The organism is Peribacillus sp. NPDC058075, from assembly GCF_042885195.1.
Classification (GTDB): domain Bacteria; phylum Bacillota; class Bacilli; order Bacillales; family DSM-1321; genus Peribacillus.
The window spans coordinates 196,825-211,946 of record NZ_JBHVSL010000002.1; the positions used below are offsets into that span (position 1 = coordinate 196,825).

Consider the following 15,122-nt stretch of genomic DNA (forward strand, 5'->3'; position numbering starts at 1 on the left):
TACCTTAATAATAAGCATCCTTCATGAAATGAACATGAGCGTCAGATTAGAATTTGATGAGAAAGAGTAAGAGTCACCAAAGTTCCCTCTCCCACCTCACTTTGAATCTCCAATTTACCGTCGAATGACTCGACAAGCGTCCGGGCGATGGAAAGCCCGAGTCCATTGCCTCCCGTTTTCCTTGCCCTCGATGAATCCACGCGATAAAAACGCTCAAAGACATGGGGAAGATGTTCTGGTGATATTCCTCCGCCGTGATCTTTCACACCGATAAGAATTTCATTATCCTGCCGTTTTATCATGATTTGTATACTTGATTCACTGTATTTTATTGCATTGTCCAATAGGATGACCATCACCTGTTCAAGCTTACTGGAAACGGTCATTGCATATATTTCTTTAAACTCTGATTCTATCGTTATTTCACGATTTCCCGTCCTTCTGAATGTTTGGGCAATCCCCTCACAAAACGAAATAAGTTCTATTTCCCCTTCCACATCAGCTGAACGTTCCGTTTGGGAGGCAGACTGCAGAAGATGCTCCGTCAGCTTTTTCATCCGGATGGCTTCATGGTGGATTGCCTCCACTGCCTCTTCCTGAATCGCCTCATCCTTCATTCCCCAGCGTTTCAATAGAGAGGAGTAGCTTTCTATGACCGTAATCGGTGTTTTCAATTCATGGGAAGCATCTGAAAGGAATTGCTGCTGTCGGTTATAATTCCGCTCCAGCCTTTCTATCATTCTGTTGAATGCCTCCCCCATCACCTGCAGCTCGTCCTTTGATTGATCCGATAGTGGTATCCGTTTGAATTCTCCGCTTTTCTCAATATCCTTCATCGTTCCGCTCATGATCGATATCGGTTTGAGAATCAGATTGGCCAGCCACTTACCCGCAAGAATGGATAAAATAATGACAAAAAGGGATGCACCGGCCAAAACGAGGGCAAGCGTCGATAAATTATCAAGAAGGGTATCCTGCGGCTGTGTGACCTCGATCACCCCTAGCTTCTTCCCTTCATCAGGATAAGGATAAGGATAACGGTAGGTCAATACATATTCCCCGTCAGCTTTGGAAAAATCATATCCTTTCTCGTTGATGGCTTTAACCGCAAGCCCCTTAAGGTCCTCTTCATCCGTAAATGATTTTACCAACCTTCCATCCGTGTCGAATATCCGCACCATTCCATCGTCAGGGATATACGGTTCCATTAAATCGGAATCACTGGAAATCAAATCTTTCGTCAGCATATTTTCTTCGATTAATGAAGCTTGATCTTCAAGCAAATCCCGTTCCCTTTCCACCGATATCCAAAGAAAGGCGATTAAAACGATGATACTCAACAAGATAAGCATGACGCTTAAAAAAAGACTGGAATACGATTGGATTTTCGTCCGAATCTTCATACTGGCTCCTTCAAGCTGTAACCTACACCGCGGTAAGTATTGATAAGCTGCAGGTCAAAGGGATAATCTATTTTTTTGCGCAAATAACGGATATACACATCAACCACATTCGTATCCCCTGCAAAGTCATATCCCCATACATGGGTCAGGATTTGCTCCCTCGAAAGTACTTGATTTTTATTTTGCAAAAGATAAACCAGCAAATCGAACTCGCGGGAAGTCAGCTCAATCCTATTGCCTTGCCTGTGAATGTCCCTTGTACCAAGGTTTAACTTCAGATCATGGATTTTTAGTTCATCCACTTCACCTTCGGATTGGCTCTCCCATACATTGGTACGAAAACAAGCACGGATCCGTGCCAGCAGCTCTTCAATTTCAAACGGTTTCGTTACATAATCATTCGCACCATGGTCCAGGCCATTCACCTTGTCTGGCACAGCATCCCTTGCGGTTAGAAGGATGACCGGTGTCGATCCATTCTTTTTCCGGTAACGCCTAAGTACTTCTATGCCATTCAACTCGGGCAGCATCACATCCAATAAGATTAAATCCCACTCTTCGGCTTCTGCCCTTACCAGACCTGTCTTTCCGGTAAAAGCCGATTCGGTCTGATAACCCTCATGATTTAGTTCCAGCTGGAGGACCCTTGCTATTTTTTCTTCATCTTCTATTATTAAAATTCTCTTATTCATGATCATCACCACCTACCCCTTAGTGTACTGAAGAAATATGAAAATATCATGAGAAATTGACCCCTCCGCATGAAAATCCGATGAAATAATGACTTTAATTTTTGTGCCTTTAAAAAAGGTCAAAAAAAGAACCGGATGTGCATGGTCCATGCCAGACACATATAGAGATTCCCCATATCTAAATAACGGTTAACCATAATAAAAAGACTATGGAATATTTCCATAATCATAGTTTTTCGACAAAATGGGGTTCGGAACGGCCTCAGCCCGAATAACTGGCTTGGCAGACAGTCAAAGAAAAGAGAGCCGATTTTTTGATAACAGCCAGAGCGTTGATTTCCTCTCCAGGCACTCGCTTTCCGCGGGCGGTCCGGGAGCCTCCTCGGCGCTCTTTGCGCCTGTGGGGTCTCCCTTGAACACGCTTTTCCCGCAGGAGTCTTCGTACCTTCCGTTCCAATCAACTGTATTGCTTTAGAAAAGACTGTAGTCTGGTCTCATCCCTGACTTTGATTAAGAAATGGTTGCATTTTGGGTCTTTAATTGTTTAATGGTACCTCATTTGATTGAAGAAATATGCGACACTCCTGCAGAAAAACTGGCTAGTCAAGACCCCACAGGCGCTTGCTTTGATGCGCTTGGCAGAAAGGGGGCGGATTTCTAAAATCAACTGGATCGTTTAATAATGATCCAGTTCATTGACCGTTCCAATGCTGGTCAATGAATTCATCGCGTCCCGATTTCGCACGGTCCGCTTTATAATCATCTTTGTTTTTTATATGATAGCCTTGATGGTATTCTTCGGCAGGGTAAAAGGTTTGGGCCGGAAGGATTTCCGTTACGATTGGTTTCTGAAACTTCCCGCTGGCGGCTACCTTTTCTTTCGCTTCAAGAGCCAAGTTTTCTTGAGCTTCATCATGATAGAAGATGGCCGTCCGATATTGGCTTCCCCTGTCATGGAATTGACCGCCATCGTCGGTTGGATCGATTTGCTGCCAATATAGCTCCAGCAATCTTTCATAAGGAAATAACTGAGGGTCGAAAGTAATTTCCACGACTTCATAATGTCCCGTAGTTCCCGTCTTCACTTCCTCGTAAGTCGGGTTTTCAACATGCCCTCCCGTATAACCGGATACGATTCCCCCAATCCCCGGTTGTTCTTCAAATGGTGTCACCATGCACCAGAAACAGCCTCCAGCAAATGTAGCCTTTTGCATAATGGTCATCCTCTCCTGTATGTAATAAAAATTAATATACCATATTTCAATTCTTGCACAGTGTTTTATTGATTTGCACGCCGCCAGGGATTCACCTTTAATCTTTTGACCAGCCCTTTTCCTTGAATCTAACAATCGCTTCAACACGGTTGCTTACATCCAATTTATCAAGGATGACCGAAATGTAATTGCGAACCGTTCCGTTGGTTAGATAAAGCTGGCTTGCGATTTCCTTTGTCGTCTTGCCATCTGCAATCAATTTGAGCACTTGGCACTCTCGTTCAGTCAATGGGTTTTCTTCTTCGAAAGCCATATCCACCAGCTCAGGAGCATAAACACGCCGCCCATCCATGATGACACGGATCGAATTCGCCAGTTCCTCACTTGGGCTATCCTTCAGAAGATATCCGCCTACCTCGGCCTTTCTGGCTCTTTCAAAATACCCAGGACGTGCAAAGGTGGTCAAAATGATGACTTTGCATTGGTGGCCTTTTTCCTTGATCTCCTCCGCTACATCGAGCCCGGTTTTAACTGGCATTTCAATATCGGTTATGCAGATATCCGGCTTTAATTGATTGACGAGATTCATCGCTTCCTCCCCATTGCTCGCTTTTCCTACAACTTCCATATCACTTTCCAAATCAAGGATGGAACCTAGCGCGCCAAGCAGCATCCGCTGATCTTCGGCAATTACGATTCGAATCAAGGTTAATCCCACCTATCCATTATTTTTTATAGCATTCGGAACCCTTATATAAAGTGTCGTTCCCTCTGTTGATTGAATATCCAGGCTCCCATTAACAAATTCTAGCCTTTCTTTCATTCCTTGAAGTCCATTGCCTTTAATATACTCTGATTTATGTGAAAGCCCCACTCCATTATCCTGTACTGTGATCGTCACACCTGTTTGTAATTCCTCGATGACGATATGACAGCAATCGGCACCGCTATGTTTGACGATATTGGTCACAGCCTCCTTCAAGCACATGCTCAAAACCGTTTCAACAAGCAATGGGGTATCCTGCAATTCCGTGGTCCCTTCCAAATAGAATTCTATCTCTGCCGCTTTCAATATTTGCTTTACCCGGATAATTTCATCGGTTAGCTTGGACCCACGCATTTCCGACACCATTTCACGTACTTCCTTGAGTGCCGTCCTCGCCGTTTGACGGATATCCTTGATTTCCTTCTTGGCCGTCTCCGGATTCAAATCGATCAATTTACCTGCGAGGTCACTTTTCAAGCCAATCAAAGACAGCTTTTGTCCAAGTGTATCATGTAAGTCACGGGCAATCCGCTGACGCTCTTCCATTTTGCCAAGCTCTGATATTCTTTTATGAGCGTCCTCCAATTGTTCTTCCAGCATGCCCCGTTTATTCCGATTATACGTGTTGAAAGGGAGCAGGATCACGCCTACCACACAAATGAGCATAAAGGGAAATTGCGAAAAGAATGTAGGGTCTTTCATGATGAAGCCAATATTGACAGACACGATGGTAGCCAATAGCTGGATCGAATATAATACGAAAAAGCCAACCTTATTTTGAACATTCCCAATAAAGAATGCTAAAAAAAGTGAAAAGTAAATGTAGCTGAAAAATATGGTCATCGATATGGAAATGATTATTTGTATCGCGGTCCATACGTATACGGGCCATCCCTTCGAAACGAATGAGAGACCATAAGATATGAAAAACAATATGATCATGACGATTCCAAAGACTATCTCCAACATCGAAGAGGATTTGAAGATGAAATAAAAAGGAAGGATACAAAAAATGATCCAGACATAAGGGCTCAGCCCTGTGTTTTTCGGAAAGATATGATACCAACTTTGCATGGCGCCGCCTCTATTTCTTTTTATCCTAGTATATACTAAGGAGTTTCATCAAAAAACCATCCAATGGGATTCGAATGGTTTTTTGATGAAGAATTATTTTTTTTACAGACTTGGACGATCATTATTCATTTCCATTTTTGATTTTGCTTCATTTAGACGTTCCTTAATCTCTTTAAAACTGACAAACGTCTTGTTTTCACCATCATAAAGGCGGAAGCGAAGTGATTTTAAACTTGAACGAATGGTGATTGTCGTTGCCTGCTGCAAAGGCAGGGTGGATTCATGAACTTTTTCCAGATTATAGTTTGGCACTCTTGGACTAAGGTGATGCACATGGTGAAAACCGATATTACCAGTTACCCATTGCAAAACCTTTGGAAGTTTATAATAAGAACTTCCATCGATGGCAGCCTTCACATAATCCCATTCAGATTCCTCTTCGAAATATGAATCTTCGAACTGATGCTGTACATAAAACAGCCAGATGCCCAATGATCCCGATATAAAAAGAATCGGTACCTGAATCAGCAGGAATGCCTGCCATCCGATAGCGAGGCATAAAAGACCATATATCGCTGCGATTGCGGCATTAGTCAAATATGTATTTCTGCGTTCTTTCTTTTTAGCGCCTTTTTTATTAAGACGGTTCGATACAAGGAATAGATAAAACGGACCCAATCCAAACATGACGATCGGATTTCTATATAAACGGTATGCTAGACGTCCCCAGAATGAAGCGTCCACATATTCATCAACGGTCATGACCCAAATATCTCCTGTACCGCGTTTGTTTAAATTACTGCTCGTTGCATGATGTATGGAATGACTATGCTTCCATTGCTCATACGGAAATAATGTGACGATTCCACTGATCGTACCCAGGATGTCATTCGCTTTCCTGCTTTTAAAAAATGACTGATGACAGCAATCATGGAAGATGATGAAAATCCTGATTACAAACCCTGAAGCCAGTACGGCAAATGCAAGGGTCAGCCAGTATGAGATGGTTAAGCTCTGATAAGCTAAGAACCATAACAGGAAAAATGGCGGAAATGTATTTATGAGCTGTTTCACGCTTGATTTAGTATTGGATTTTTCAAAAGGGGCAACATCTTTTCTCAATTGTTTTTGATTATGATTACTCATGGTTTCCTCCTCTAAGAATATAGGAATGGATTGATTATGCATGCATCTCTACTTTAAGTATAGAAATAATAACCGATTTTCTATAGTCATAAACGTCAAATTCCGCCCATGACACTTGTCATATCCTTGTCTGCTTCAACACTTTTCACACGTATTTTTTCCTCATTCACCATTTTCACACTTAAAAAACGGTGAATTCCCATCAATCTGATTCCAAGAAAAAGCCTTACATTTATTCAATCCATAAAAAAAGATTCGCCGCTTGGCGAACCCATTCATATCTTGATGGCATAAACACGTTCAGGACGTCCCACCGTGCCATATGTTAAATCGGCATCAATTTTTTCCTCTGACATCAAGTGCTCCAGATAACGCCTTGCCGTTGTCCTGCTCACACCGATTTCCTTTGCCACTATTTCGGCAGTTAACCCCGGGGAGGATTTCCCCAACACAACCATCACCTTCTCCAAAGTCATCCGATCGATCCCTTTTGGCAATGAAGTTTGTTCCCGCTCTTTTTCTTTCATTTCCTTTCGCAAAAGCTTATCCACCTGTTGCTGTGTTACGGGAAAATTGCCCTTTTCCAATTCAGCCAGTTTTATATGATACTCTTGATATCGGAGTAGAGACTGCTTGAAACGTTCAAATGCGACAGGCTTGATAATATAATCGAATATGCCGATCTTGATGGCTTCCTGGACTTTTTCGATTTCTTTAGCTGCCGTAATCATGATGACATCCATTTGTTTGCTCTGCTGCTTGATTTCTTTCAGGATATCAAGTCCACTCATATCCGGAAAATACATGTCGAGCAGCAATAGATCCGGCTGCATGATTTCAATGAAGCTTTTAGCTTCGTCATAGCTTGAGGCGATCCCGATCGTTTGAAACCCTTCAAGCTTTTCGATGAACCGCTTTTGTATTTCGGCAATCCGCAGGTCATCTTCTACGATTAAAACTTCTATATCGCGATTGGCCATTATGAAATCACCCCTCTGTTTTTTGGCAGTGCTACAGTAAAAATCGTATATTCCCCTTCTTTTGTCGAAAAAGTGATATACCCCCCTAATCCTTCTATCGCTTCCTGAACAAGGCTCAAACCTATACCTGAATTGGTTTGATGGCTTTTCGTCGAAAAGCCGTTCTGGAAAATCAGTTCGGTAACATCTGAATTCATCCCTTTTCCATTATCTTCAACCTCTATGATCAACTCTTTACCCAAGTCCGTGACAAACAACGATACCCTTTTTTCCTCCCTACCGTTTTCCCGTACAGCTTCGAAGGCATTATTGATGAGGTTGCCGATGATCGTCACTAATAAATCCCGATCTATTTCAGACGGAATATCTTTAAAACTGCTCTCTCTATCAATGGTAAAATCAATTTTCAGCTCGCTCGCTAAACTCACCTTCCCTAAGATGAACCCAGCAATGATCGGATCAGGTATTTCCTTCATTAGAAAGTGAATGAAGCCTTGGGTGACATCGACTTCCTTCGATATGAAATCCATCGCTTCTTTATATGAACCGAGTTGAATCAGTCCTAGAAGAGTATAGAGCCGATTCGAATATTCATGCGTCTGGGCCCTCAGCCCCTCTGCATATGCCTTTACATGTGACAGTTCCTGAAGGAGATTCGATAGTTCCGATTTATTTCTCAAACTTGCAACGGCACCGATGATTTCACCCTGTCCATTCAAAATGGGAATCCGGCTTGCCAAAAAAACTTCACCGTCAAACATGAATTCCTGATCATACTCGGCCCGTGCCGTGCTGACTACATCAAGCAAATGTGTATGCGTTATGACTTCTTCGATTTTTTGCCCGCGAAGCATGACGTCCTTAGGGATATGAAGGATTTTATGCGCCGTTTCATTGACGACCGTGATTTTCCCATGAACATCAATGGCAATGATGCCTTCATGAATGGATTCCAAAATGGCATGCTTCTCTTGAAACATCCAGGCGATTTCTTTTGGCTCCAGACCCAATATCGCCTTTTTTATATTGAATGAAATGAAAAAGGCTATCAATAAACCGCCGATTAATATAAAAGAGATGATCCAGACAATCTTTCTTTGTATACTGGACACTTCTTTCTCAATATCATCCTGAAGGTAGCCAACAGAGACGACTCCAATGACTTTTTCATTTGCGATTATCGGGGATTTCCCTCTTATGGAAGGACCCAATGTCCCAGTGGACTCCGTGATGATGGATTTTCCATCCCACACTTCGGCGTTATCCCCCCCTACCATTTTCCTCCCGATCATGTCGGGATTTGGATGGGACAGCCGAGTTTCATTCTCATCGCCTATTACTATGAATTCCGCATCGATCTGCCTGCGAACCCTTTCCGCTATGGGCTGGATGATTACAGAAGGATTATCCGTTCGGAAAGCTTGTTTAATTTCAGGCAGCAAAGAAATGGTCTGGGCAACCGACAATGCTTTTTCCCCTGTTTCCTGCTTCAGGTTATTTTCCAGGATATTTATAAAAATAACTTCAAAGATTCCACCCATTAAGATGATTAACGTACAGATGCCCAGCATCAACTTGGTGTGTAAACGCATTCAATCACCTCTTCTTACATCATATAAAAAAAAACCCCATTAAAAAAGGGGTTTTTCGCAACATTCAGAAAATAAAAGTTAACCTTCAACATTGATGACAACATCCTTCCCTCTCTTCTTGAGTAAAACCGGGATGAGCAGCCATAATGCCGTTATGATCAGGAATGTCAGGGAAAGCGGACGAGTGAAAAACAAACTGTAATCCCCATCGGATATCGTCAGGGCCCTGCGCATATTGTTTTCTATCATCGGTCCTAAAACCAGTCCTAATACCAACGGTGCGATTGGATAATCATTTTTACTTAAGAAATATCCCAAGACCCCGCATCCTAGTAATAGCAATAAATCATAAGTCGATACTTGTACCGCATAAACGCCAAAAATGGAAATCGCGATAATGATCGGAATCAAATATTTCTTTGGCGTTTCTATGATTTTCGCAAAAACCTTAACGAGCGGGAGATTAAGGATGAGCAGCATCAGATTCCCGATGAACATACTGGCGATAAGCCCCCAAGCCACCTGAGGATGGTCTTCGAATAATAATGGACCTGGCTGAACATTGTACATCATGAGCGCGCCCATTAAAATCGCCGTTGTACCGGAACCCGGAATTCCCAGCGTCAATAATGGAATCATCGCTCCGCCAGATGCCGCGTTATTGGCCGTTTCAGGTCCAGCCACCCCAGCGATTGCGCCTGTACCAAATCTCCAGGGTTTTTTTGAAATCCGTTTTTCCATAAGATATGAGAAGAAAGAAGCAAGAGTAGCCCCTGCACCCGGCAGGATCCCTACAAAGAAACCTAAGAGCGAACCCCTCGCAATGGGACCCGCGGATTCCTTGAATTCTTCTTTGGAAGGAATCAAATTTTTGATTTTTGCAATTTCCCCGTCATCCTCTTCTTTTTCCAAAATTGTCTTGAATACTTCTCCAAGTGCGAATAGACCGACTGCGATCGTCAGGAATTCGACCCCTTGATACAGCCAAGGAATGTCGAATGTAAAACGGGCGATCCCGGATACATTATCGATGCCTATCGTCCCGATCAACAAACCGCAAACCGTCATGATCAGTGCCTTGGTTACTGATTTTCCCGCGAGGCCGCTGACGGCCGCCAACCCTAGAAGCATGAGCGAAAAATACTCAGCCGGACCGAATTTAATCGCAATCGTCGATAATGGCTGAGCCAAGGCAATCATGGCGATAAGGGTGACTATCCCTCCGACGAAGGAACCGATTGCTGAAATCGATAAAGCACTCCCGGCCCTTCCCTTTTTCGCCATTTGGTAACCATCCAATGTGGTGACGACAGAGGAAGATTCGCCAGGTGTATTCAATAGGATTGAAGTTGTCGACCCTCCATACATCGCTCCATAATAAACACCTGCAAGTAAAATGATGGCGCTTGTTGCCGCTTGCTCTGGTGGAAGTCCCCCCGTTATCGAAGCGGTTACCGGAATTAAAAGAGCCACGCCGCTCATCGGCCCGATTCCCGGCAAAACGCCGACAGCCGTACCGATCAATACTCCGACAAATGCAAAAAGGATGTTATACCAAGTTAGTGCTGTTTCAAATCCATGCATCAAATAATCAAAAGTGCCCACTTCACATCCTCCTTCCTTTTATGAAAACCAGATTGGCCAACCCGGCAATGTTCCCTTTAAAACATTCACGAATAAATAATAGATGATTCCGGAAAATCCTGCGGAAATGATGAGCGATGTCACCCACTTATTCCGTTCCATCGTTTGAAAGCAAACAAACAAAAAGAGAAAGGTCGTAATGACATATCCTATCGTTTCCAATGTCAAAATATAAATCAAGGTGGAGACCAGAATGATGATAAAAGGTTTATATTCCAGCTTTCCCTTACCCGATTCCTGCACCTTGCTCCGAAATGCCTCATAGAATAGGCGAATACTTAAAACAGCAAGAACGAGCCCCAATACAAAAGGGAAAATGTCCGGTCCTACCGAACTTCCATAAGAAGAACTGGCCAGCTTCCTGCTTCCTATCATGAACAGCACTCCGACAGCCAGAAAGGCTACAGATGCAAAGCGATCAAATTTAACATCCATCACAATCCCTCCATTTCAGAAAATAAGAAGAAGGTGAAAGCACCCCCTTCTTCCCGATTATTTTTCCATGCCTAAAGCTTCTAATAATTGCTGCACCTGTTTCTCCTGTTCTTTTAAAAACTTGCTGAATTCTTCACTATTTTTATATTCCTGTTCCCATCCTTGAACTTCCACTTCCTTCTTCCATTCAGAAGTTTCAACTAGCTTTGCAATGGTTCCGTCCCAAAATGTTTTCGCTTCATCAGACATATTCTGAGGTCCAAACACGCCTCTCCAAATCGTGAATTCAGCATCAACACCCTGTTCCTTTGCCGTCGGTATGTCTTTAAGATCGCCACCCAAACGTTCAGTCGAGGTTACGGCCAACACTCTAATCTTCCCTGCTTTTAAAAATTCCCTGACACTGGATGCATCCGTTCCGATTACATCTGCATTACCGCCAAGCAATGCCGTAATCGCTTCCCCGCCCCCGTCGTACGAAACGTATTTAAGTTCAGTTGGATTCAAGCCATATTCATAGGCTGGAAGAATGGAAATCAAATGATCCATTGATCCAGGAGCTGATCCTCCCGCAAAGGTCAGCTTACGCGGATCTTTCTTCACCGCTTCCAGCACTGATTTCAAATCCTTGAATTCGGAATCGGCCTTTACCACTATCGCCCCATAATCCTTTGTCAGCTGCGCCAAAGGGGTCGTATTTTTATATCCATAAGGACTGTTGCCTTCTTTTTTAAGGTTATTGATGATGACTGGTGGTGAATTCACGAACAGCATGTCATTGTTATCCGCTTGCTGTGTTGCATAATCCGCCATGAAGACTGCGCCCCCGCCACCGGGTTTGTTTTCGACGGTCAATGGCTGGTTCACCAATTTTGTCTCGCTCAGAACCTTTGTAAATGAACGGGCGGTTAAATCCCATCCCCCGCCTGCACCCGATGGAGCAACGACCGTTATGGCTTTTTTCGGATAGCCGGTGCTTTCTTTCTTTTCTCCTGATGTATCCGAACTGCTGCATGCACCTAAACTTAAAGCTAACGAACCCGCCAATATGACCGCTGAAATCTTTTTACGAGAAAACATAATAATCCTCCTTTTGAAAGCGTTTTCTTAATTCTACAAAAATATCTCCCTTTTCTTTGATTATTAACCTAAGATGCATAAATTCCATAACCTCTATAATGTTCATAAAGTTTTATTGGGAAACATGGGAAAAAGGCCCGCCCACTAAGAGCAGCCCTGCTAGAATAGTATTTTTGATAGATATACGACCATCGTTACCGTTATACTGCTGAATAAAGTCGACATCAAGACTGCCTGTGCCGCATACTCCGGATGGTTGTCATATTCCAAAGCGAATAATGCGCTGTTTCTCGATGTTGGAAATGAGCTTGCGATAAATAATCCTTGGGCGACAGTTCCTTCCAGGCCCAGCATGAGGATGATCAGGAATGCGATGGATGGCGAGAGTATTAACCGGCCAATCAGGCTAAGGATAAGCGGAAGCGGAAATTGCGTCATTTTCAAATAGGCACTCTGTGCACCCAATGTAATCAAGGCAATGGCTATGAAAGCACTCGAGATATTTTCAATCGGGGTCCATAAGAACAGCGGAATGTCGAAAGAAGCGGAATGTAATAGAAAACCGAGTAATAAAGCATAAATGACGGGGTTCTTCAAGAATTCGCGAATGGCGCCCTTCGCACTTTTTGTATGGACGGAAACGGAATTCATCAATCCATAGGTATAGGTCAACAGGTTTTGAAAAATGATCACGATGACTTGGATCGACAGGCCAAGAGGATTCCCATTGAAAACCATCTGGCTGACGGGTAACCCGAAATTGGCTGAGTTATTCAGGACTACACTATTTTTAAACGTGGCAGATAGACTTTGATCAAACCTGGCAAGTTTAGCAATCACTGTACTCACGATGATGAGGCTTACTGCTTGAAGAGCAAGGAAGCTGAATATCTGGACGATCATCCCCCCGCCCATTTTACTTTGATAGATATTGACAAAGCTAATGGCCGGCATGAGCAGGAAGTGATTCAATTTAGACAGCGTATTCATATCCAACTTGAATTTACGATGCAGGATGGCCCCAGCCCCTATTAGGAAAAAGACCGGCACAATGACATTCAATACGATTAGAAACAGGACACTCACTTAACTTCCACTCCAATCCTTAGGCAAATTCCTGATGATTTACATCTCCCATCTATCATAATCCCGGGATAACCATAATTAAAATACCAATAAATTATCGTTATCCATTCAAAAAAGGTATGACAAAAAAAAGCACAGAAATTTCTGCGCTTCCAGTTAAATATCACTCATGAAATCGACGCCTTTGACAAACTCGACAAACGCTTTGACCAGTTTTAATTCCAGCGACTTTTCATGATATAACATCCACGTATTCCTAATAAGGGGATTACCTTGCTTATCCTTAAGGTCCATTTGACGGAGATTTTGGTCTTTCTCCAATAAAACACTGGGGAGGATGCCATAGCCCAGGCCATTCCTGACCATTTCTTTGCATGTATCACCTTTGTCCACTTCCATCCCAACCAAAGGAGGTCCTGAAAAATTGTCTCTCCACCAATTATCGATCATCGTTTTCAAAAAAGCATCCGTCCCATAATCGATCCTCGGCAGGAAAGGCAGGTCCCGGGCTTCGATTTCTTCCTTGGAAGCAATACAAATCGTTTCCTTAAAAAGATGGTGCCTTGATCCTGCCCATTGATAGTCCCCCCGAACGATCCCTACATGCACCTCTTCCTTGTAAATGAGGTTCTGTACTTCTTTACTCCAACCAGTGGTCACATGGAAATCCACTTTAGGATATCGCTCACGAAATAATCTCAACAGGCCAGGCAATTTATGCAGCGTGATATAATTGGAAACACCCAGCCTTAATGTCCCGCTGATCTCCTGACCCATATTGAACGCTGTCTCTTTTATCTGCCGCAGCCTGATCAGCATCTCATCTGCACAGTTGGCCAAATATTCCCCTTGAGGGGTGAACTGCACTCCCCTTGTTCCCCGCTCCACAATCTTCAGATTGAATTCCTTCTCTATTTGTTGGATTCGTTTTGTTAAAGAAGGTTGCGATATATATAGACTTTGCGCCGTTTTAGTAATGTTCTTATGCTCATGCAACACCTTTAAAATATGCCAATCCCTTTCATTCATAGCCCTTCCCCCGATACGCATTTCCTTGAATGTGTTATCCAAACTGTACCATAAAAGGTTTGTTGGATATATCCTTTTACAAGTACAAAAAAAGCCCAAGCCATGCTGGCAAGGACTTTACGATAAGTACCTTTTAAGCGAATGATGCTCATTCATTCAATTGAATTCTTTCAGGGCATGTGTAGATATTCATTGAATCATTACGGATGAATCCGACCGTGGTGATTCCCAATCCTTCAGCCAACTCCAAGGCCAATTCGGTTGGAGCGGATTTCGAGAGTATCAGTTCACAGCCGATTTTCGCCACCTTCAAGAGAATTTCCGATGAAATCCGGCCGCTGAACACGATAGCTTTCCCTTCTATCGAAATACCATTTTTCAGGCAATGGCCGTATATTTTATCCAATGCGTTATGCCGTCCGATGTCCATCCTGCTTAATACGAGGCCGTCGACATCGCATAAAGCGGCATTGTGGACTCCGCCCGTGTTCTGAAAGGTGACGGCGGAATTTTGTAAATCCTTCATCAAGCGGAAGCAGTCATCAGGAGTCAGCTTCACCGAAACATGATCCATTTTCTTGGCAGTCAATGCATCATTCACAAAGACGAAACCTTGTCTGCTCATTCCGCAGCAAGATGTAATATACCGCTTATTTTGAAAGTCCTGGAAGTAGGGATTCACTTTATCTGTCTTCACATGAACAAAGCCTTCTTTTTCCTGGACCCAGATTTCTTTTATCTCATCATATTTTTTGATGATGCCTTCCGAAGCCAAATAACCGATCACCATATCCTCGATGTATTCGGGTGTACAAACCATCGTGACGAATTCCTGGCCATTTATTTTGACAGTGACGGGATACTCCGATACGATCGTATCTTCCGTCCGCTCGATGCTGCCTTTCGTTATCCGGATAATGTCCCTCTTGCTTTCAATCGCTTTCATCTTCCCACTCCTTTTACTATCCAGGAGCCAATTGA

At 43.2% G+C, this 15,122-nt stretch carries 14 protein-coding genes; all 14 read right to left on the reverse strand.

The window, feature by feature from the left end; genetic code table 11:
* Positions 1–41: 41 nt before the first annotated feature.
* The 14 genes from ACFVS1_RS18695 to fdhD all read right to left on the reverse strand — a co-directional run bounded on the left by ACFVS1_RS18695 (position 42) and on the right by fdhD (position 15,087).
* A complete protein-coding gene (locus tag ACFVS1_RS18695; protein WP_387549673.1) occupies positions 42–1,403 on the reverse strand; it encodes a sensor histidine kinase in 1,362 nt (453 codons plus the stop codon).
* Positions 1,400–2,095, reverse strand: coding sequence for a response regulator transcription factor (locus tag ACFVS1_RS18700; RefSeq protein ID WP_387549675.1), 696 nt, complete (start codon positions 2,093–2,095; stop codon positions 1,400–1,402). Before ACFVS1_RS18700 ends, ACFVS1_RS18695 begins: the two co-directional genes overlap by 4 nt.
* Before the next feature lie 692 nt (positions 2,096–2,787).
* Positions 2,788–3,309, reverse strand: coding sequence for a peptide-methionine (S)-S-oxide reductase MsrA (gene msrA, locus ACFVS1_RS18705; RefSeq protein ID WP_352923855.1), 522 nt, complete (start codon positions 3,307–3,309; stop codon positions 2,788–2,790).
* A gap of 97 nt (positions 3,310–3,406) precedes the next feature.
* Positions 3,407–4,015: a response regulator gene (locus tag ACFVS1_RS18710; protein WP_387549677.1), complete on the reverse strand. Its 609-nt coding sequence runs from the start codon at positions 4,013–4,015 to the stop codon at positions 3,407–3,409.
* A gap of 12 nt (positions 4,016–4,027) precedes the next feature.
* Positions 4,028–5,149, reverse strand: a complete 1,122-nt coding sequence (locus tag ACFVS1_RS18715) for a sensor histidine kinase (RefSeq protein WP_387549679.1) — start codon at positions 5,147–5,149, stop codon at positions 4,028–4,030.
* A gap of 102 nt (positions 5,150–5,251) precedes the next feature.
* Positions 5,252–6,295, reverse strand: a complete 1,044-nt coding sequence (gene desA, locus ACFVS1_RS18720) for a Delta(5) desaturase DesA (protein ID WP_352923858.1) — start codon at positions 6,293–6,295, stop codon at positions 5,252–5,254.
* Between the two features lie 275 nt (positions 6,296–6,570).
* Positions 6,571–7,275 carry a response regulator gene (locus ACFVS1_RS18725; RefSeq protein ID WP_387549682.1) on the reverse strand — a complete coding sequence of 235 codons (705 nt, stop codon included), beginning with the start codon at positions 7,273–7,275 and terminating at the stop codon, positions 6,571–6,573.
* Positions 7,275–8,867: an ATP-binding protein gene (locus ACFVS1_RS18730; RefSeq protein ID WP_352923861.1), complete on the reverse strand. Its 1,593-nt coding sequence runs from the start codon at positions 8,865–8,867 to the stop codon at positions 7,275–7,277. Before ACFVS1_RS18730 ends, ACFVS1_RS18725 begins: the two co-directional genes overlap by 1 nt.
* Before the next feature lie 78 nt (positions 8,868–8,945).
* Entirely contained in the window at positions 8,946–10,472 is a 1,527-nt protein-coding gene (locus ACFVS1_RS18735; RefSeq protein WP_241593176.1) for a tripartite tricarboxylate transporter permease, read from the reverse strand.
* An 18-nt stretch (positions 10,473–10,490) separates the two neighbouring features.
* Positions 10,491–10,946: a tripartite tricarboxylate transporter TctB family protein gene (locus ACFVS1_RS18740; RefSeq protein ID WP_387549685.1), complete on the reverse strand. Its 456-nt coding sequence runs from the start codon at positions 10,944–10,946 to the stop codon at positions 10,491–10,493.
* Between the two features lie 57 nt (positions 10,947–11,003).
* Positions 11,004–12,026, reverse strand: coding sequence for a Bug family tripartite tricarboxylate transporter substrate binding protein (locus tag ACFVS1_RS18745; protein WP_144527576.1), 1,023 nt, complete (start codon positions 12,024–12,026; stop codon positions 11,004–11,006).
* 159 nt (positions 12,027–12,185) lie between these two features.
* Complete coding sequence (locus tag ACFVS1_RS18750) at positions 12,186–13,112, reverse strand: AEC family transporter (protein ID WP_352923864.1); 927 nt, start codon at positions 13,110–13,112, stop codon at positions 12,186–12,188.
* A 156-nt stretch (positions 13,113–13,268) separates the two neighbouring features.
* Complete coding sequence (locus ACFVS1_RS18755) at positions 13,269–14,141, reverse strand: LysR family transcriptional regulator (RefSeq protein WP_387549688.1); 873 nt, start codon at positions 14,139–14,141, stop codon at positions 13,269–13,271.
* Positions 14,142–14,289: 148 nt separating this feature from the next.
* The gene (gene fdhD, locus ACFVS1_RS18760) at positions 14,290–15,087 is read right to left on the reverse strand and encodes a formate dehydrogenase accessory sulfurtransferase FdhD (protein WP_387549690.1); all 798 of its coding nucleotides are present in this window, start codon (positions 15,085–15,087) and stop codon (positions 14,290–14,292) included.
* Positions 15,088–15,122 lie beyond the last annotated feature (35 nt).